General features: G+C 42.4%; 18 protein-coding genes and 1 pseudogene. 11 read left to right on the top strand and 8 right to left on the bottom strand.

What is annotated here, in order from left to right:
- Window positions 1–223: hypothetical protein (locus K6G33_RS10700; protein ID WP_296779259.1), on the top strand; the 223-nt coding region annotated here is incomplete at its 5' end.
- Between the two features lie 365 nt (window positions 224–588).
- Here K6G33_RS10700 and K6G33_RS10695 read toward each other — a convergent pair.
- The 3 genes from K6G33_RS10695 to K6G33_RS10685 form a co-directional block, all read right to left on the bottom strand.
- Window positions 589–1,161: a sigma-70 family RNA polymerase sigma factor gene (locus tag K6G33_RS10695; protein ID WP_296779258.1), complete on the bottom strand. Its 573-nt coding sequence runs from the start codon at window positions 1,159–1,161 to the stop codon at window positions 589–591.
- On the bottom strand, window positions 1,158–2,063 hold the full coding sequence (locus K6G33_RS10690) for a hypothetical protein (protein ID WP_296779257.1): 906 nt from the start codon (window positions 2,061–2,063) through the stop codon (window positions 1,158–1,160). Before K6G33_RS10690 ends, K6G33_RS10695 begins: the two co-directional genes overlap by 4 nt.
- Window positions 2,064–2,199: 136 nt before the next feature.
- Entirely contained in the window at window positions 2,200–3,474 is a 1,275-nt protein-coding gene (locus K6G33_RS10685; protein WP_296779256.1) for a hypothetical protein, read from the bottom strand.
- Between the two features lie 260 nt (window positions 3,475–3,734).
- On the opposite strand from K6G33_RS10685, the gene K6G33_RS10680 reads away from it, so the two are divergent.
- Window positions 3,735–4,514: a hypothetical protein gene (locus K6G33_RS10680; RefSeq protein WP_296779254.1), complete on the top strand. Its 780-nt coding sequence runs from the start codon at window positions 3,735–3,737 to the stop codon at window positions 4,512–4,514.
- A 126-nt stretch (window positions 4,515–4,640) separates the two neighbouring features.
- On the opposite strand, the gene K6G33_RS10675 is transcribed toward K6G33_RS10680, so the two are convergent.
- The 3 genes from K6G33_RS10675 to K6G33_RS10665 are packed head-to-tail and all read right to left on the bottom strand — an operon-like array spanning window position 4,641 to window position 7,704.
- Window positions 4,641–6,521 carry a hypothetical protein gene (locus K6G33_RS10675; RefSeq protein WP_296779252.1) on the bottom strand — a complete coding sequence of 627 codons (1,881 nt, stop codon included), beginning with the start codon at window positions 6,519–6,521 and terminating at the stop codon, window positions 4,641–4,643.
- Window positions 6,518–7,270 carry a glycosyltransferase family 2 protein gene (locus K6G33_RS10670; protein ID WP_296779250.1) on the bottom strand — a complete coding sequence of 251 codons (753 nt, stop codon included), beginning with the start codon at window positions 7,268–7,270 and terminating at the stop codon, window positions 6,518–6,520. Before K6G33_RS10670 ends, K6G33_RS10675 begins: the two co-directional genes overlap by 4 nt.
- A gap of 5 nt (window positions 7,271–7,275) precedes the next feature.
- Window positions 7,276–7,704 (bottom strand): GtrA family protein, encoded by a 429-nt coding sequence (locus tag K6G33_RS10665; RefSeq protein ID WP_296779249.1) that lies wholly within the window; start codon window positions 7,702–7,704, stop codon window positions 7,276–7,278.
- A 340-nt stretch (window positions 7,705–8,044) separates the two neighbouring features.
- Between K6G33_RS10665 and K6G33_RS10660 the strand changes: the two genes are divergently transcribed.
- From K6G33_RS10660 to K6G33_RS10625, 9 genes and pseudogenes are all read left to right on the top strand, one after another.
- Window positions 8,045–8,806, top strand: a complete 762-nt coding sequence (locus K6G33_RS10660) for an ABC transporter ATP-binding protein (protein ID WP_296779247.1) — start codon at window positions 8,045–8,047, stop codon at window positions 8,804–8,806.
- Window positions 8,807–8,811: 5 nt separating this feature from the next.
- Window positions 8,812–11,325: an ABC transporter permease gene (locus K6G33_RS10655; RefSeq protein WP_296779246.1), complete on the top strand. Its 2,514-nt coding sequence runs from the start codon at window positions 8,812–8,814 to the stop codon at window positions 11,323–11,325.
- 14 nt (window positions 11,326–11,339) lie between these two features.
- Complete coding sequence (locus K6G33_RS10650; RefSeq protein WP_296779245.1) at window positions 11,340–13,265, top strand: serine hydrolase; 1,926 nt, start codon at window positions 11,340–11,342, stop codon at window positions 13,263–13,265.
- A gap of 16 nt (window positions 13,266–13,281) precedes the next feature.
- Complete coding sequence (locus K6G33_RS10645) at window positions 13,282–14,019, top strand: response regulator transcription factor (RefSeq protein WP_296779244.1); 738 nt, start codon at window positions 13,282–13,284, stop codon at window positions 14,017–14,019.
- Window positions 14,020–14,028: 9 nt separating this feature from the next.
- Window positions 14,029–15,309: a HAMP domain-containing sensor histidine kinase gene (locus K6G33_RS10640; protein ID WP_296779242.1), complete on the top strand. Its 1,281-nt coding sequence runs from the start codon at window positions 14,029–14,031 to the stop codon at window positions 15,307–15,309.
- A 141-nt stretch (window positions 15,310–15,450) separates the two neighbouring features.
- Window positions 15,451–16,662, top strand: a complete 1,212-nt coding sequence (locus K6G33_RS10635; protein ID WP_296779241.1) for an alpha/beta hydrolase-fold protein — start codon at window positions 15,451–15,453, stop codon at window positions 16,660–16,662.
- A gap of 219 nt (window positions 16,663–16,881) precedes the next feature.
- A pseudogene (locus tag K6G33_RS10630) lies at window positions 16,882–18,249 on the top strand (FAD-binding protein); the annotation flags it as partial.
- A gap of 95 nt (window positions 18,250–18,344) precedes the next feature.
- Window positions 18,345–18,545, top strand: a complete 201-nt coding sequence (locus K6G33_RS15285) for an FAD-binding protein (RefSeq protein ID WP_367270501.1) — start codon at window positions 18,345–18,347, stop codon at window positions 18,543–18,545.
- Between the two features lie 91 nt (window positions 18,546–18,636).
- Entirely contained in the window at window positions 18,637–19,047 is a 411-nt protein-coding gene (locus K6G33_RS10625) for a hypothetical protein (protein WP_296779238.1), read from the top strand.
- Between the two features lie 83 nt (window positions 19,048–19,130).
- On the opposite strand, the gene K6G33_RS10620 is transcribed toward K6G33_RS10625, so the two are convergent.
- Together K6G33_RS10620 and K6G33_RS10615 are read right to left on the bottom strand one after the other, a co-directional pair.
- Window positions 19,131–20,429, bottom strand: a complete 1,299-nt coding sequence (locus K6G33_RS10620) for a GGDEF domain-containing protein (RefSeq protein WP_296779261.1) — start codon at window positions 20,427–20,429, stop codon at window positions 19,131–19,133.
- A 299-nt stretch (window positions 20,430–20,728) separates the two neighbouring features.
- The gene (locus tag K6G33_RS10615; RefSeq protein WP_296779236.1) at window positions 20,729–20,986 is read right to left on the bottom strand and encodes an HPr family phosphocarrier protein; all 258 of its coding nucleotides are present in this window, start codon (window positions 20,984–20,986) and stop codon (window positions 20,729–20,731) included.
- Between the last annotated feature and the right edge of the window lies 1 nt (window position 20,987).

Genomic DNA, 20,987 nt, shown 5'->3' with positions numbered 1-20,987 from the left:
GATCTCCATTGCTATTGCCGCTCCTTGTTCCTCCTGTACACAAGCTCTTTCTCTTATTATACAGGATTTTTATTTTAGTGGCTCATTTTTTTATTATCATTTTGAGGCTAACTGGCTCAGTTTTATTTTAGCATACATATTTATGAACTGTTTCAAGAGATTTATTGCGAAAAATGCCAAAGATCATGACAGGGAAAGAAAATATTTGAAGTATATCTTATAAAAATAAAATCGGCTTCGGTTAAGCGGAGTACACGTACAGAAACTTTACGCGAAATTATCTGGGGAAACTTTTCTGAGAAAAGGTTCCTCTGACCGAGACGTTCCCCTCTGTCACTGCGTGACATCTCCCCGCACCCCCTTCCAAAGACTTTTAACACGATTTTTTCGCAGATGGGGCGCTCATGATAATAAAAAAGCCCTGCAAGTAATGCAGGGAGCGCCCTATCAGAGAAAAATTCAAGCTGGGAGTGTTAGGAAAGAAGTTTGAGGAAAACCCTTTTTCAAAAGGGTTTTCCTCAATATCTCACGTAAAAATTCTGTATAAGCACCGAGCTTATGCGAAGCTGTTATGGTTATTGATCTATTTCAGATACAGTTATTTTTTTCAAGAAAAGCATGAAGCTGTTTCTTGGTTTTGAAGATCATATTTGATATTCTGAAAGAAGCGATACCGAGATTTTTACTCATTTCTTTTACTGACTCGCCAAAGAAAAAGCGCTTTACAAAGACACGTCTTTCAAGCTCGGGCAATCCTGATAAAAAGGCGTTGATCTGCTCTTTGAGGTAATTGCCGTCGTATTCTTCTTCGGCATTTCCAACATCAGAAATGTATTCGCTGAGTTCGTCAAAAGAAGTTTTTGGATAATTTCTCTTGTGTGAATGGTCGTACTCCAGCTTTTTCATTGCGTGGTTGCGAGCGACCTTGCAGCTGAACGCTTTAAGGTTGTCGGGCTGTTTCAGAGGAACTGATTTCCACATATTCAGCAGAAAATCATTGTAACATTCCTCAGCATCTTCGGGAACACGCAGAAAGTTTGAAATAAGTTTGCGACATAGCCTGCCGTATTTGTTTTCCGTATACTTTATAGCTTTTTCAGGATCATTATTGTAGAGATTGATTATCAGGTCATCGCTTATTTCATCAATATTATTTATCATTGTTTAATTATGTACGGAGCAGTTACATCACTTGTAAGGAACTGATATTCCATATAGGTGTAAGCTTCATCGCTGGGGTGCTTTTCAAGTTCAAATGCTTTCAGCAATTCTTCTTCATCTACTGAATATTTTTCCTTTTCCGCAACAGCGCCAACGACCAGTATTTTCTTGATATAGTCTTCTCCCTGTTTATAACAGTTATCAAAGAACTGCTTCTCTGACATATGGAGATCTTCGGTATAATATGTTTTAAGGTCTTTATTGTATAGGTAAGCCTCGTTAACGTAGCTGTTAACGATCGACTTAGAATATTCGGTGACCTGTTCTTTGTCCAGATCAAATTTACACTTGCCGATGTAATCCTCCAGGATATCGTTCTGTGCTCTCAGAATGGAAGCGCTTTCATTATCATTATTAAGCGATTTTTCGAGATTTTTTAGGTAATCAGAAACTGAATCCGCATTGAGATTCTGTTTTACATAATCGTCGCTCAATTCGGGGGTTACCATTTTGCCGATATTTTTTACGGTCATAACGTAGCGGTAGTCACAGCCCTCGAAATTTTCGGAAGCTTCTATCGTATCGCCTTTCATACTTCCTATCAGAGACTTTGCAACTACGGATTCATCTTTTTCGTCGATGCACAAATATTCGTCGTCACTTGAGAATATTTTCTTATCGCCCTCGTATTTTTGGATTGAAAAATTAACGCAATCGTTTACCTTGACCTGTTTGATTGAAGGATCGGCTTTGAATGATTGGTCAAGGTCAAGCTGATCCGAGACATATTTATCTATTTCTTCCTGACTTAGTGTTTCGGAAGAAATGTTTATTTTCTTTATTTTATCAGGCTCACTAAGCTCGGTGATCCTGCACTTATCAATATTAAGGTATCCCATCATTCTGCAAATTTCCGGATGAAGTTTGACTTCATCCGGACTTTTGACAGAATAGCGCCAGATAATGACCGCTATAAATATCAAAAAAATACTTATTAGGACTGACGCTAATAAAGTACGTCTTTTTTTGACCATACGATTAATATGGCTCTACGCCCATATCGCTGAGGACATAAGGGCACTTTGTGTAGTAATGATAGGTCTTGCCGCCGCCAACGAGAACGCCTGCAGCAAGATAGCCGCCTTTTCCGTCAGGATTGTAGTATGCAAAGAAGAGTCCGCCGCTGTCTCCTGCTGCAGCCTTGATCTTGCACTTAACCTGATGAGTATGCTTTACGCCGCTTACTGTAACAGAGCAGTCAGATGACTCAACTGTACCCTGTGAGAAGCCTGTAGTAGAACCAACCTTATAGATAGTTGAGTTCTTTGCAACATTTGTCATATACTTATATCCGACAAATGAGTAGCTGCCATAGCTGTTAGAGAATGTATTGCCGCTGTAAAGCTTTACGAATGCAGCGTCAACATTACCTGAGCGCATATCCTTCATGCACTCACCGATACGGTCAGAATTCTTGAATGTAGTTTCGGAATAGATGTACTTGCCTGACTCTAAGCCCTGAGTGCCGTGTCCTGCTGTACAGAAACCGTAATACATAGTACCGTTCTTCTTATAACGAGCTCTGTAACCAATGCTGAAACGGCTGTAAGTGATCTTTCCGCCGCTTCTTGACTTGATACCATATATAGCTCTGCCGGGACGAACAGTTGCTTCGATCTCAGCGTCAGGATCCTCGTCATTTTCAAATGAAACGATATCATCGCAGTCGAAGAGCTCGTCGAGAATTGCGAGCTTATCATCGTCAAGATCCGGAACATAAACGATAAGCTTATTTAATTCTTCATCAATTGAGTTTGATGTTATAGTTGAAAGGAAATCATAAAGATCAGTGTCGCCGTTTGCCTCAGCCTGAGCGATCTGCTCTGCAAGTGCAGCGTCAAATTCTTCTCTTGCCTGCTCAAGCTCCTCATATGAGTACTTTACCTTTTCTACAACTACATTTGTAATATCTGTTGAGCAGATGCTGTCGATCTCATTTACGATCTCTTCTACTGAGCTTTCTGCATCAGCAGCGCAAACAACGAGATTGTTATCTTCGTTGATATAGCCGCCTGCATACTCAAAAGAAAGAGAATCTTCATCATCTGCATAAGCTTCTGTGAGTTCTGTGTAAACAGAATTGCTTTCGAGCTGCTGTTCCATTTCTTCAGCATCGAATTCAGGAGCACTTGCTGTGTAAGCTGCCTTGAGGAGGTCGCCGCCTGACTCAGTATTTTCAGCTGATGCTGCCATTGGAGCAACAAGTGTTAACGCATAGATCATTGATGCGATAGTAGTAATTGATTTTTTCATTTAATTTCTCCTTGGTATGTGTTGAAACACAATAGTGTGATTTTGGTAAATATGTTATTCGCGCGTATAACATAAGTATTATAGCATGGTTAGAATAATTAGTCAAGTACTTTTCTAAATATGAATTTTTTGTGAATTTTAAACACGAGGAGAAATATTATCATTCAGTTTCGTACATATAGAGCAAAGGAAAGATATCGAGCCTTTGATGATAAGTGAAAAAATGATTTATAAATTTTTAGAAAGGAATAGTGATCTTTATGAAACGAAACGAGGTAAATCTTATGCTCAATGGCATAGATGATAAATTCATAAACGAAGCTGCACAGGAGGGGACTGTGGCAAAAAGTGTCGGAAGAGGCAGAAAGATCGGCATGATCGGATCCCTTGCAGCTTGCTTATGTCTTATTGCTGGAACTGTTTATCTTACAGGTAAGCCTAACAGAACTTTGAATCAGTATGGTGTAAGCCTCTCGCACAACGGTGTCAATATGTATTATGAGCAGGAGGAGCTTATAAGAATCAAGGATTTCATGTTAAATAATGAAAAGGGCGAAAAGATCGAGGAGTTCAGCAATGATGAGGTTTCATGGTATAAGCTGAAAGATTCTGACAACATAAAAACTATAATATGTGATGACGGTAATGATATTACCGAATGGAAATTTGTAAGTTATTCGTTTGACGAAACAGAACCAAGTGATATTAGCTGGATCATAGAAAATGTATTTTCGATTGGTTCTAAGGACGATATAAAGAATGCTGCGATAAACGGCGAAGTACGCGAGTTGGATGAAGGTCAGAAGGAAAAGCTTTATAATTATCTTTTGGCGCTGACATATCCGAGAAGCGATGAAGAAATGTCATTAATGGAAGAAATGAGTGTTAATTACTCAGAGCTCACAAAATTTGATATCAATACCAAAAACGGAACATTGAATTTCATTATAGATACGAAAAATAATATCCTTAAACTTGATGAAGGTGCATATTCTTTGTTTACTGTAATGACAGATGATGAATTTATCAATATGGAGTAAGCTGCTGCGTTCTCCCTCCAAGTGTTTCATTAATATATCCTTATATTTTTGATTTGGTTTCTGAAATAAGAAAGACCTCCTATGGTTCATTGCCATAGGAGGTGTTTTTTTTGTATGCGCTATTGATTATTTTTGAGGCTCGAATAAATAAGCTGCGATGCTTACACCGCAGGATTGCTCTGAACAGCATTTAGAAGCCTTGTATCCTGAGTGTTTTTCGAGAAATTTAATTGTTGAATCTTCGGTAAGGCGATCATCTATATCTACCTGGTGGAGAATATTGGAATAATCGGAATCGGTAAAAAGTGATACTTTGGTATCTTCACCATTCGTTTCTTTTTTCTTTTTTTCTTTCTGCGCTTCTTTATAAGCGTCCATTTCTTCACTTGAAAGGTAATCGCTTACATCAAGAAGGAGCATAAAAGGCTCATGCTTATCTATTATCTTGTTGTATTCGGCAAGGAACTCGTAATATCTTATTGAGTTCGGATTTGCATCAGAACACAAAACATTTTTGGCATCTTCGAGCATCAATGAGCAGCACTGAAGATTGACTGATTTACCAACCAGGAGGATACAGTCGCGCTCCTTTGTAAAGTCTGAAACAGGAGCAACATCATAACTGTCTTTATAAAGATACACGATTTCTGAAGCGTTGTGCTGATATACCAGTAAGCCGACAAGTCCGACTGAGCATATCACAGAACAGATTTTTTTGACGAGCTCTTTTTTGAACTTTCTTATTATCCATAAAACTATTCCGAACAGTACGATTATCGTGCCGGGGATAAGAATGTAGAGGTATCTGATAGAATTTTCCCACAGATCCATGAAGAATGTTTTTGATGCAATAACGGAAAGATATGATATGACTGTAAGGAGAATTATCAGATAACCCGGATTCATCTTATCGGGGTCAGAAAGTCTGCTCCAGATTGCTTTTGCTAATTTTTTTGCATTTTTAGGCAGATTCTTGACAAATGGCTTGTCTCTGAAAAGGAATAATATCGGTAATGAAAATAGAATGAGCGGTATTATTGCCACCCTTACGTAAAGCGTCCATTCAGTGTGGAGTGCCAGTGAGCCTGTGAACGAATTCTTCAGAGTGATCGTGAAGTATCTCAGCGAAGTCCAGAATGGAAGTGAATCCGACCACGGGATATCAAGGGTTAGATGCTTTATAGTTGCAGGGAATACTGCGACAGAAAGTGCGATGCCTGCCAGTGCGGAAAAACCGTAGCTGAAGAACTTCTTTATCGACTTCTGCATAAGCAGGAAAATACATGAGAAAGCCGTGCAGAAAAATGCAAAGATAAGGAAGTTGTGATGTACGAGCGCACCGAGAAAAGCGGTGAGCGCTATCATTGCATAGCCTTTGAAAACAGGCTTTTCTGTGGTATGCAGCTTTACAGTCAGATATGAATAGATCACACCGAACATGGTGAGCATTGCGTACATTCTCAGGAATATGAAACAGCTGATGCCGCCTAATGTGAATCCCCAGAAAGCAACAACGAGAAGTGCTGCAAGCTTGCTTCTTGTCAGCCGTGCTGCAAGGAGATACGTGAATATTTGGGTTATCACAAGACAGAACAGATTTATCCACAGAGCGTAATACCATGAGAAATGCCCTGATCTTACAGAGCATATCGTATGGAGAACAGAGTAATACAGTGGAGGTATGGTATCATGCACCTGATTATAATAGACTGAATCATAACAGAATGCGGTTTCATCATTTGTGCGTAAATAATACTTGAAATCATCGCCTGTAAACCATCGCGTAGGGACATGACTTGTTGCATTGGCAAAAGCATTTGTTTCTTCTTCGGTAAGATACAGAAAAGGTTTTTTGTAGCTGTTTGCAAGGCCGTATGAGTAAAACTCGTCGGTATCGTAAGACTTTTTCTGAGTTTTGAAAACGAAGAATACGGTAAGTACCTGTAATACTATAATGATCGCAAGAGCAATGTGCTCTTTTTTTATTTTTGAGGAGGTCTTACTCATTTACAGCACCTCAGGCGAAAAGCTGTTTTGAAGCTGTCATAAACAGTTTTTAATATACGCATTTTGCTTGCGCCCTGTTTATTGTCATAGCGCAGCGAGAACGGTACTTCATCGAATTTTGCACCGATGAGATGGAGCTTATAGAGCACTTCGAGCATACATGAGAATGTCTTCATCTCGACAAAACGCCTGCCGTAATGAGCTCTTGCCTTATGTATGATCTCATAGCGGTATACTCTGTATCCGCAGGTATAATCACGCACTTTCGGAACATGGAGCAGGAGCGTATAGAAGGCTCTTGCGCCGTCGCTGAGGAAGAGTCTGTGTGCGGGAACTCCGTGGACTTCCGCGCCCTTCTGGTATCTTGAAGCGATCACGCAGTCAGCTTCCTGAGCTATCTTTTCGAGCATACTTGTGATATATACAGGATCCTGAGTATTATCGCCGTCCATTACGACGCAGAGGTCGCCCTCGGTACCCTTCATGTCGAACCAGCAGAAAGCAGTTCTCAGACCGCCGCCGAGGTTCATATTCTTTTTATGAGCAATCAGTCTGACGCGCTTGTCTTTAGCTGCGTAAGAAGCTATTATCGCTTTGGTATCATCTGTGCTCTTGTCGTCGATGCCGCAGACATTCAGTATGAAGCCTGCTTCCTTGAGTTTGTCGTCAAGTGCCAGCCATTCCTCAATGAGAGTGCCTATATTGCCTGATTCATTATAGCAAGGCAGAAATACAAAAATCTGATGCATATGCATCACGCCTCCTTATTCCCCGATTCGGATACCATGCGGTAACCAAGCTTGCGGATAAAATACATAAAGAAGAATGAGACAACGAGAGAGCAGGCTTTGGCAGCAAGATAACGAATGTTTTCATTGAGTGCATCACCTATTAGCTTAACTATGCCCCATACTACGAAATTTTGCAGCAGCATTCCGAGGAGAAAAGTCGATGCATAGACAGCGATCGTCTTCCAGTTGACTTTTCCGTGGAATACTCCGCGAGTAACACATAAATAATGAACGATAGAACCTATTATGATTCCCACCGTATTTGCAGGGACTTCTGACAGACCGTAAAAGTTTATCAGCAGGAGAGAGATCACGCTCTCTATGACAGCTGTCATGCCCGAAAAACATACATATTTTATAAGCGGCAGAAACTTTTTTATCAGCTTTTCCATTAATATGGACCCTTTCCTATGATCTTACGTTCATATGATCTGAATTAATTAAAGATCATCAGTCTTTTTATTACATTATACAATATATATATAGCTTTGTCAAACATATATTGAAAAAACAGGCTTGTCCGGACAGAAATATTGCTTTATTTCCGACTATGTGATATAATTTTTATATTCGTTGTAAGAAACAGTTAAGAAATTGATAAGAATATAATATTAGTATGATAAAGAACTTTCGGCGCGGATAGTGTATAATGTACTTGCAGTCGGAAAGGACTGAACGAAAAAAGGCGATATGCATAGGGTAAATGATATCAGCCGAAAAGGAGTGTATTTTATGAGTTCTTCTATCCTTCATACTGAAAAACTATGCAAGACATTTTCAAATGGCGGAGTTCAGCAGCACGTTATAAAAAATCTTGACATCGACATAAGGGAGAAGGAATTCACAGTTATCATGGGTTCGTCGGGATCGGGAAAATCAACGCTTTTATATGCTCTTTCGGGCATGGATAAGCCGACTCTCGGAAAGGTATTCTTCGGAAATGAGGATATCTCACAGTATTCCAATGACGAGCTTGCTGTGTTCAGGCGCAAAAACTGCGGATTCGTCTTCCAGAGCATCTACCTTCTGGAGAATATGACCGTTTTTGACAATGTTATGACAGGAGCACTGGTTGTTCAGAAGAATTCTGCGGAGCTTGTCAAAAAAGCAGAGGAGCTCCTCAAAAAGGTTGGCATAAACGAGGAGATATGGAAAAAGTATCCCAATCAGCTCTCGGGCGGTGAATCCCAGAGAGTAGGCATAGTCCGTGCAGTCATAAACGATCCGAAGATACTCTTTGCGGACGAGCCTACAGGAAGCCTCAATTCCGCATCGAGCTGCGATGTGCTGGATATATTCACCGATCTGCACAAAAAGGGACAGAGCATAGTCCTTGTTACTCACGACCTGAAAACGGCTCTTCGCGGAAACCGCGTTATATTTATCAGCGACGGTTCTGTGGCAGGCGAGTACGAGATGCTGCCTTACGGTACTGATGATATCAGAAAGCGCAGGGACGGTCTTCAGGATTTCCTTGACAGAATGGGCTGGTGACGGAAATGAACAAGATTGTCAGACTCTCTGTATTCAATATAAAAAAGCACAAGCTGGAAGCGTTTTCGCTGACAATACTCATAATGTTCTGTATGACGCTGATAGGTTCGGCACTTTCAAGCGGAAAGAGCATAAAGACAATTTTCCCATATGTTATGAAAAAGACAGAAAGCTATGAAAACTATCTTATGATATATGAGAAAAATTTCGATAATGACTTTATGGATATCATCAACGAAGATGAGCGCATTACAGGCAGCGAGCATTCGAACTTCCTTTATGATATGAGCACGAAGTATCTTGACAGTAACGGCGATGAGAAAGCTCTTTATATGGGCTTTATCACGAAAGACAATGAAGAAAAGCTGGAGCGCTTCAGATACAGATCATCGCTCAGCGAGGAAAAGATAGCTTCTCTCAGACATCCGATATATATGCCGTTCATTGCAGAAAACGAGCTTTCTGTCAAAGAGGGCGACACATTCAGTATGGTGTACGGTACGAGAAAATTTGATTTTGAAGTTGCAGGCTTTTATAATACGCTGTTTCTTTCAAATTCAAGTATGGGCATGAAGTTCGTGGTCACAGACAGCGATTATGTAGTACTTGAAAGCATACTCAATAAATATGAGCTCATCGCATTCAATTCCGTAAAGGGAAGCGATAATGCCGATATATTTGACAGCTGTATCAAGAGATGTGAGGAATATTCGCAGCGTGATCTGATGAGCGGTCTTATGGGCATGACCTATGAGGGATTCAGGGAAAATACAACTGCTACTACAAAGATCCTCCTCGGACTGCTGATAGTTATGGCTGTTGTCATAATAATCTCGGTCGCTGTTATGATAAGATTCAGGATAGCAGGCGACATAAAGGAGCAGATAGTTTCCATAGGTGTTCTTGAAGCGCTGGGTTACAAGTCGAGGGAGATAACTCTTTCGTATGTTATAGAATACCTTATGATAGCTGTGGCAGGTGTGACGATAGGTGTTGCAGGCTGTTTCGTACTGTCACCGGCGCTGTTCAGTCTGGGCGAGATGATGTCCGGATATCAGGGCAGAGACAGGATATTCATTGCACCTATACTGCTTTCGGCAGTGGGATTGCTGGCACTTATTGCACTTATTGCTTACATAAGAGCATCTATGGTGAAAAAGTATCCTCCCGTACAGGCTTTCAGAAAGGGCATAGGTACGAATCATTTCCGAAAGGATCATTTACCGCTCAGAAAAACAAAAAAGAACGTGCATATCCGCCTTGCAATGAAGGGATTTGCGCAGAACTTCAAGCAGAGCATAGGACTTACTCTGTGTATCACGCTGTCCTCAATAGCTATCGTTCTCAGCTTTATCCTTTACAGCTTTATGGGTAAGGATATGAACGTTATCGCAGCAAATTCCGGTATAGAGATGAGTGATCTGCGAGTAACTTTCATGAATTCGGCTGACACAAAAGACCTTTATGATGAGATCACGGAAATGCCAGAGGTACGCAAGGTGCTTATGACTTCCGACGCGGAAAATTTTGTGACCTATGCAGACCATAATCAGATAATGCTGCCTGTTGCCTTTGATGATTTCAGTGAAACAGAGAATATATTTCCGTTTGAGGGACGTTTCCCCGAGCATGACAACGAGGTAATGTTCACAAGTATGTGGGCTTCGGAGTATAAGCTCAAAGTCGGTGATACTGTAACGATAGAATACAACAAAGTGCAGAGAAAGTACATAATCTCCGGTATCGTGACTTGCCTGACCAATGGCGGTATGAACCTGTATATCACCGATGCGGGATATAAACGTCTTGTTCCGACATACCACCATAACACTATGGAGATATACCTGAAAGATGGCACAGACGCGACAGACTTCAAGAATATGCTCACTCAGAAGTATGGCAGAAGTGTTGCTGATGTAAAACAGGACGCTGACAGCAGCGCTCCGTATGAAGAAAGGATAAAAGCAGCAGCTGAAAAGAAGATAGCAGAGCTCATGTCAGTATACGGAGTAGATCATGTTGAGTACGCTATACAGTCGGGAGACAAGATGATAACAGGCAACAGCAGCGGTTTCCGTATCAGATCGGTACAGAATATCGGTGATATCATGAGAACGCAGCTTTCGGGCTTGTGTTCGGCAGTTTCGATCATAACGAAGATATTCATGTTCATATCTGCGCTTGTTGTAATGGTCATACTCTTTATACTTATGGAGTCAAGTGTCAGAAAACAGCGCAAGGAATTCGGCATAATGAAGGGGATGGGATATACTTCAAAGGAGCTTATGTTCCAGTTGGCAGCAAGGATAATGCCTGCTGCACTGTTCTCGGTCATATCCGGAACAGTTGTGAGCGTACTCTCCACAAATTCGCTTACAAGCTTTATCGGAAAAGTAGAAGTGAATATACCGTCGCTGATAGTACTTGATATCTGCCTGCTTGCATTCTGCTTCGGCTGTGCATATTTAGGCGCAAGAAAGATCAAGAAGATATCAGTATACGAGCTTATGACTGAGTAAGGAGGTCAGACGTGATGAATAAAATTGTTAAAGCTTCTGCGATTATCACAGCATTTCTGACTGTTCCTGCTGTAATAGCGGCAGCTCCTATAAAGGCTGACAATGTTGGGGTAAATAAAAAATATGAGAGCCATGATACACTTTCATGTGTAGGCTCTGTAAGCAAAATGTTCGTGACGACTGCTGTAATGCAGCTTGCAGAGCAGGGAAGGGTGGATATAGATGCTCCCGTAACGGAGTATCTGCCTGATTTCCGCATGGCTGACGAAAGATACAGGGATATAACGGTGCGTATGCTCATGAATCATACATCGGGGATAATGGGCACTACCGAAGGGGATTTCATGTTATACAACGACAGGGACGCGCTTCCTCACGATAACTTCCTGAATGAGATGCGCGTACAGCGACTGAAGGCTGATCCAGGTGATTTCGGAGCTTACTGCAATGACGGCTTCGAGCTGCTCGAACTTATCGTGGAGCAGGTGAGCGGTAAGAGCTTTACGGATTATGTGGAAGAACATATCTGCAAACCGCTTGGTATGTCGCAGACGGGAACGCCGTGGAACGCTTTTCGTACTCCCGAGCACGTTGAAGTTTTCAAAGACGGGAATGTAAGGCTCGTACCCGATTACTGCATGGATATCGGCTCGGGCGGTATACTTTCGACTGCTCCCGAGATCTGCACTTTCGGAACTGCCTTTTTCAAAGGGGACAACAGGCTGCTCTCGGAAAAGTCAAAGAAGGAAATGTCGGAAACAAAGGTAACGGACAAATACGAGGACGGTTTCGGACTTGGCTGGGATCAGGTGGATTACGATGATTACAAGTCTTCGGGAGTAAAGGTCATCAGCAAGGGCGGAGCAGTCATACACCAGTTTGCGGAGCTTCTTGTAGCTCCCGACGAAGAGATAAGCGTGTCGGTGCTTAGCTCAGGCGGCGGCAGTATGGGGAATATAGCGCTCTCACAGGTGCTTATGGATATAGCTCTCGAAGAAAAGGGCATAAAGATAGAACATTCAAAGCCGAAAAATATGGAGACTCTCGAAGAAGTGCCTGAGAAATATCTGTCGTATGCGAGAATTTACGGTTCGAGCGAGAGTGTATGCATAGTTTCGTTCCCTGATGGAAAGTATATGGAAATAAAGGATATCAGCGGCGATAAGGTACGTGTGACGAATTACAAGTACACCACAGATGATAAATTCGTACTCATGAGCGGCAATATTGTGGCAGGAAAGGCTGTGCAGGATACGCAGCAGACGTTGCTCAGTTTCTGTCAGAGGGACGGAAGGGACTATATCTGTCAGGACATCAATCAAAGCATCGGCGGCGAACAAAGATATGCTGCATCGAGCTATATGCTGCAAAGACTTGAACCGAACAACGTCAGCAGCAGTGTTCAGAGCGCATGGGATAAGCGCAGCGGCAAGAAGTACTATTTCTATAACGGAAAATACTCAAATGTAATGTTTAATGAGATGCCGAGCATAAAAATGAAGACCTTCTCGGAACTTGGCGGTTATTTTTCAACCAATAGGATCATCGACGAAAAACGTGCGGAATCAGCCATAGTTATGCCCGGAGGACGTGATCTCCGTGATATCGAGTTCAGCACGGAAAACGGTGCGGAATACATGAAGGTCACAAACTGTGCCATGGAATTCATATCAGAGGACGCTATCCCTGAACTCAAAAATGATATCAGTGAGGTTAAGCTCAGTACGAAGAAGGCTTCATGGTTCAGTATAGGAAGTGCGGCAAATATGTCGATAAATCTTGATATTCCTGAAAACGCGGCTGTATATGTTTACGATAAGTACGATAATATGACTTATTCGAGCTATATGACAGAATACGGCAGCAATGTTCCTCTTCCGCAGGACGGCAAGATCGTTTTCCTCGGAGAAGACGGCGGCAAAGTAAGTATCTCACAGTAAAAGGAGAATTATTAATATGAAGTATCAGTGCCTTGTTATAGATGACGATGCAACGATAGCTGAAACAACAGCAGAATATTTCAATATCTTCGATATCAGGACAGCGTATGTTCTCAGCTATGAGGAAGCAGAAGCGTTCCTTAATGAGAATCAGGTATCACTTCTGCTTCTGGACATCAATCTCGGCAGCAGATCGGGGTTCGAGCTCTGCAAGCAGGTGAGGGCTGATTATGATATGCCCATACTTTTCATAAGTGCAAGGACCAGCGATGATGATGTTCTGACGGCTCTGAATATAGGCGGAGATGACTACATAAAGAAGCCGTATACCTTGAATATACTGCTGGCAAAGGTCAAGGCGATACTCAGCAGATACGAAAAAGCAGCGGAGGCAGCAATTGCTGTCTCCGCTAAAGCTGTTTCTGACAGCAGGAATGATGTCAGTCGTGAAATGGCGATATCCGAGGGTACGTTCCTTGATACGGGTACGCATAAGCTGAGAAAAAACGGCGATATCATCTCCCTGAAGGCTATGGAGTACAAAATGCTGCTGTACCTTCTCAAGAATCGCGGCAGAGTTGTCACAAAGGACGAATTTCTCAGGTGTGTATGGGAGGACGAATTCATAGGAGAGGGAACTCTTGCCGTTCATATCCGTCATCTGCGTGAAAAGATCGAAAAAGACCCTAATGATCCCGATATCATAAAAACAGTGTGGGGAGTAGGCTATATCATCGAGGATCAGGGGGAATAATACAGCAATATGAAGAATTACTGCAGGATATTCATTCTGGTCGCTGTTATAATGGCAGCAGGCATAGCTGCCTGTTTAGGGATATCAAGTTCGTACAGGAGCCATGATACAGACACGCTGCTCCTGAATGATATCGTTCAGACCATAAAGGAGAACTGGAATGATATCGACGCTCTGGAAAAGGCTGATCTGAATACGGAATTGCTTGTATTCAACAGCAATGATTTTATTATTTATTCATCAGCAAATGATAAACTGTCGGGAGTAAAGTCGGTTGAAGAGGCTGTTCATAAGGGCTGTATATGTATGACTATCGCTGATGGCAGCAGACTATTCGGAACGGTCGTCATACCGGATCCCGATAAGGCGGAATATGATCTGATAAGGTGGAGACTGTTCGCGGCGGGCTGCGTGATGCTGCTCACCATGCTAATAACAATAATACTTTACGGTGTCTACGTTCACAGGACTATCGTCAAGCCGTTCCGCAAAATGGAGGAGTTTGCGCTTCATGTGGCAGCAGGAAGGCTCGACGAGCCGCTGATACTTGACAGGAACAATCTCTTCGGTGCTTTTACAGAGAGCTTTGACATCATGCGTGAGGAGCTGAAAGAGGCGCAGCGCCGCGAAAATGCAATAAAGATGAGGGAAAAGGAAATGGTGGCTTCTCTGAGCCACGACCTGAAGACCCCTATAACGGGCATAAAACTTTTGTGCGAGCTTCTTGAAGTCAAGGTGAAAGATGAGTATGTTCTGGAAAAGATCGGCAATATCCGCAGAAAAGCAGAGCATATAAACGTTATGGTCAGCGACCTTATGGCAGCAGCTCTTGATGATCTCGGGGAAATGAACGTAAATTGTCAGGACGAATCTTCGGAGCTGCTTCATGACATTGTCAAGGAGCTGGATACACGTTCCCTTGTAAAGGAGGAATCTCTGCCCCAGTGCATGATAAATGTGGACAGGAGCCGTCTTTTGCAGATAATAGGCAATATAATAGGCAATTCCTACAAATACGCCGATACTCCCATTGATATCACCTACAGGACGAATGAAAGCTACCTTGAAATGTCCATACGCGATCACGGCGAGGGCGTGTCCGAGGACGAGATAAATCTCATCACCAATAAGTTTTACAGGGGAAGCGTGGGAAAGTCGTCAGGCAAGGACGGCAGCGGTCTCGGGCTGTATATAGCCAGCGAGCTTATGGCGAAAATGAACGGCGAGCTCGTTTGCTCGTGCAGGGACAAGGGACTTACAGTTACGCTGTTTATACCGCTCTCACGCTGAAAACAGCAAAATATTATTTGACATATCATTTTATGCTATAAATATTTCATATAGTTGATTTAGTCAAAATAGCTTGATTTAGACAGAAAAATGTATTAAAATGGCAATATGATAAATTTGACATTTCAGTAGGAATAAGTTATGACATATTTCAGAAGAATAGCTGCGGTTTTTTCGGCAGCTGCAATATGTGCCTGCGGAACTCTGTTCCCGGCTGCGGCAGCTTACAGAGGTGATACAAATGACGACGGACGTATCGACAGCTTCGATGTTGTCAATTGCAGAAAAGCTATTCTCAATTCGTTTGCGGGCGGAAAAGTTGATCTCGCTACGGATATTGACGGAAACGGTTCTGTTGAAATAAACGATCTTGTGCTCATTACAAAGTACGTTCTGGGAAAGACAAAAGAGCTTCCGAAAGAAACGAATACCACTACAACTGCAACTACTACTGTGACGACAACTACTTCTCAGCAGACTACTACCACTACTACTTATACGAACGGTGAGAGCTATATGCAGAAAATGGCTAAGGATATCAAGGTGCATGAGGATTCTGCCGCAACAGTCCGCAATAACGGTGTGGATTACGGAAAAATAGAGAAGAAGTCCTACTACTCCAAGGACGCAGCGAAGCAAAAGAACCTGAATATTCTCCTGCCTCCTGGATATGATCCGTCGCAGTCCTACCCTGTGCTTTATGTTTTCCACGGTATTTTCGGCTCAGAGGATTCCATGATAGATGAGAACATGAAGATACAGACTATGCTCGGAAACCTCATTGCAAAGGGAGAAGCTGAAAAAATGATAGTTGTCTTCCCGCAGATGTTCACCACTAATAACAACAGCCTTTTCCCGGGATTCACAAATGAATCTTCAAGAGCTTACGACGCTATCCGTGAAGATCTTGAAAACAGCATAATGCCTTTCATGAAGGAGAACTATTCCGTTAAGACAGGCAGAGAGAATACAGCTGTAACAGGCTTCTCAATGGGCGGACGAGAGGCACTCTATGTGGGACTTACAAGACCTGAGATATACGGATATGTGGGAAGCGCCTGTGCTGCTCCCGGTATATTTGCAACAGTTGACGGCAATATGACTCATGAGGGAAGCATCACCGAGAGCGAGTTCGGTATGAAGGCGAAATCAAATCCTCCGTATGTTATATTGATATCGGCTGCAAAGTACGACGGCACTGTGGGTCAGCACCCTGAGAGCTACCACAAGTCATTGGAAAGCAAGGGCGTTGAGCATATCTGGCATGAGATACCTGACGGCGGTCACGGTGAAACTTCCGTAAGACCTCATATGTACAATTTCCTCAGATATATATTTAAGGCAACTAAATAACATTATGATATCTCCGCGAGTTTCTTGCGGAGATATTTTTATCGGTATGGACTTTTTATCAGTTAAGTGATATAATATTTATATACATTATATGTTAATTATTAAGGTTGCTGTTATTCAGCTTGTTGAAAAAGTCGGTTTTAATTAATAACGGTATCCCAAAGGGACTGAGTTTTTTGATAGACTGTGTTATTATTTTACTGAAAGGACGTATGAGATATGGACAACAAAAAATATGCCGCAGATCAGCTGCCCGAGGGACTTACAGCTCCCGAGATCGAAGATTCTTGCTGTGAACTGGGAGAGATAGTTCCTGATAAGATGCTCGATTATGATATCGTTGTAGTCGGAGCAGGTGCGTCGGGAGTTCCTGCCGCAGGCTGGGCGGCTGAGCTCGGTGCAAGGACGGCACTCCTGCAAAAAGAGGCAACTGTCATATCACAGGGAAACTGCGGCTCTGCTATAATAAAGTCACGCTCCACAGAGGCAGGTATAGCTAAATGGATACACCACACCAACAGTCTGTGCGACTGGAGAGCAGATACGAAGCAGCTCCGCGCTTACGCCGAGCATTCCGAGGAAGCTATGATGTGGTTCCTCAACCGTGCGGGACTTACAAAAGAGACTGAATACGGCGACGGAAGCAAGGTGGACAGCAACACAGACAGTGCTAAGCTCCTCAATGACGGGGACAAGCTCTGTGCTTTCAGAAGCACCAGCGGAGACTTCACAGGCGTGTGGAAAGAACGCATGAACAGCTACGATTACGGCGACGATCACTGCTATTTCTGGGCACCGTGGATAGGCCCGAAGCCGCTTAACGTCGGCAATGCACTCCATAACGCTCTCAATAATATTATTGCAGAGCATAATAACTTACAAGCTTATTTCTCGACTCCCGCTGTAAAGCTTCTTATGGACGGAAAGAGAGTTTCGGGCGTTATTGCAAAGGACAAGGACGGAAAGTACATACAGTTCAATGCATCAAAGGCTGTTATCCTTGCGACCGGCGATTATACAAACAACTCCGCTATGGTCAAGCGCTGGTGTCCTGATATTGCGGAATTTGACAAGAAGCAGTTCGGCAAGACAGGCGACGGTCATGTTCTTGCGATAAGTGCAGGTGCGAAAATGGAAAATCTCGGTCACACCAAGATGATGCATGACTTCGATTCGGCACTGATGTTTGAGGAGCCCTTCCTGTATCTGAATATGAATGGTGAACGCTTCACAAATGAGTACACAGGCTTCGTTTACATGGGAAATCTGCTGAAATATCAGCCTTCATTCAAGGGAAGTATGCTCGATGCCGACCACAAGGACGGTTCAAAGGGCTGGTACTGCACTATATATGACAGTGACTATGTGAACTGGGGGAAAGATGAGTTTGTTGACGGCTGTGTTCCGCCGTTTGTTATGGAGAAGTTCATACCGGGAGCTGTTGAGAATCCGCAGGGAGTTTTCAAGAATCTCATTGACCTCCACAGGTGTGATACCCTTGAGGAGCTTGCAGGTGAGCTGGGTATACCATATGACAAGATGAAGGCTTCTGTTGACCGCTATAACGAGCTTTGCGATAAGGGCTGTGATACGGATTTCGGAAAGCCTGCTAAGTATATGCATAAAATAGAAAAAGCTCCGTTCTGGGGAGCAAGAAAGCATATTCGCGTGTCTGCTGAGGTATCGGGAGTGTTATCACCAATGAGAACGCACAGGCTCTTGACGGCAGCGGCGAGCCTATACAGGGACTTTACTGCGCAGGAAATCTCGGCGGACCGTTCTACGGCGGAGCTGATTATCCGTTCCATCAGACGGGACTTTCTCTCGGAAGGTGCTATACTTTCGGCATGATCGCCGCTAAACACGCACTCGGAAAGCTTTGATCTGAGCTGTCAGCTCATTGCATGGGCAGCGTGACGCTGCCCACGAGTATAAAAACGTTTCAAGTATAAATCGGGATTTAAAGGTGGATTTATGGAAAAATATGATATTAAGTTGTATGACATGAAACGTAACTCCGAAATTGAAGGAGTAGTTTTTGCCGATGAAGGCGAATCATCTGACGACATTATCCTGAAAACAGAAGTTGAGAGTATTGTTATAACAGCAAAATCAAATGGTTATTTATCAGCTTATCAAATAATCAGAGACGAACTGCTCAAAAATGGTTTTGGATTAAAATGTAATGGTTCGCTTATAAACGCAATTCAATCTGCAATGATGTCATATACGCCAAAAATATATCTTGTGCAAATTGGAAAACAAGCGCTGTTAAAAGACATTGTGAATATCTGGGATTACTGTGATATAAACTGTTTTCCGGATACAAAAGAGCAAAATCAATATTCTGAAAAATGGTGGGGATCATTAAAATCAAAGATATGATTTATTGCATGAAACTTTTTTATGAGAGTTATAAAATAAAAAGTCGGAAGTATAAGCTGAAAACTTATATTTCCGACTGTTTTTTATACGGTCTTTACGCAGTTCCTGCCTGCCGACTTTGCTCCGTAGACAGCTTTGTCAATGCGGTCAAAGGCTGTGAACAGGTCATCGGTATACTCTATAGTCGTAACGCCGATGCTGCAAGTGATATTGCCGACTCTGTTGAAAAGTTCGGCAGCAACTTTATCGCGTATCTGTTCTGCGATGTCGTTTATCTTTGAAATATCCGTATCATAGAAGATAACGACAAATTCTTCGCCGCCCCAGCGTCCCATGACAGCGTTGTAATCACTTATGAAATCGGATATGACTTCGACGAAATGGATAAGGGTATTATCTCCCACGGAGTGTCCGTATTTGTCGTTTACGCGCTTGAAGAAGTCGATATCGAGCATCATAAGGGATATCTCAGTGCCTTTTTTCTTCTTCATCTCAATAGCGTTGTTGATCTCTGTTTCGATCCTGCCGTGGTTGAATATTGAAGTAAGTGGATCCATGGAAGCGAGTTCCTCGTACTTTTTCAGAGTTGACATCAGCTCAACATAGTTCTCGTGGATATCCTGCACCATGAAAACAAACCTGAAATCCTCGTCGTTCTGTGTTTCGGCGCGGCAGAATATGAGCTTTACCCATATGTATTTTCCTTCCAGATTCTTCATAAGGCAGTCGAAAGACGATGAATGTCCCGGAGCAAGATTTTTCTTCAGATACTCAGGATCGGTGCGCTCGTTGAAAATAGCCTGATCTTCTGTGGAGATCATATTTACGATCGTTTCGCGCCATTCGGAATACTTTATCTGCTGATTCATAACGTCATCGGACATTTCGGTGACGCTTATGCTGTAGGTCGTGTCCTTCATAAGATCAACATACATAGAGAACAGGTAAGTATTCTGTATGGTATCGACTTTATTATTTGTGAATGTTTCGTCGAGGTACTGGCTCTTGTCGAGCTCGTCCATGATAAATATGTACTGATCCACGCTGTCCTTAACAGGATAGATCGTCAGCTGAATGACATGAGTGATATCGTTGCAAATTATATTCATTCTTTTTCCGTATTTGCCTATAAATTTTCCTGAATTCGGGACAAATACAAGGTAATCATCAATAACCGAGTCGGAGCTGTTGTTGAAGTGAAACCAGAGCTTTTTTATAAGATCGTGATAGCGTCCGCTTTCCTGTAGATACTCAGTAAAAACTCCGCGTCTTATGACACATTTGTAAGTATCGGCAATACCGTCAACTACTAATACTGCATCGACATTTTCTGTAACATATCCCAAAACTTCATTAAGATCAAGGTCGCCAATAGTATTCATACTCACATTATTCCCCCATGGTGTTTCAAGTATAATTCGTGCGATCTCTGCCGTTAGGGTTCTTATGACCATAAGGCAGGTATATAAAATTATTATATCACAGGCTTGGTGGTCAAACAAGGTTTTTATGCTAATATATAGCATTTCAAGTCATTTTTTGTTATGTCTCACAATATTTATGTATATTTATTGTTAAAAATGACGATATATTTTTGTTGCATATGCTATATAAATGATAAAAGCCGTCTTTTAAAGACGGCTTTTATCAGGCTTAACATATTATTCTAAGAGGAAGGTGATTACAAATTGGCAGTCATGAATTCTTCCACTACTATTGCGGCAGCTTCTTCGTCGCTGCCCTCAACGGAGAAATTTATAGTATCTCCGCATTTTATGCCCATGCTCATTAGCTTCATAAGCTGGCAGGCATTTACGGACTTATCGCCCTTTGTAATGGTAACCGTGCTTTCAAAACCTTTTGCGAGCTTTACCAGCTGTCCCGCGGGTCTTGCGTGAATGCCTGATGCATCTTTTATGGTGTAAGTGAATTTTTTCATG

Source organism: Ruminococcus sp. (assembly GCF_024691275.1).
Taxonomy (GTDB): Bacteria; Bacillota; Clostridia; order Oscillospirales; family Ruminococcaceae; genus Ruminococcus.
Note: the sequence above shows the minus strand (reverse complement) of the source record. Positions and strands in the feature narration are given on the sequence as shown.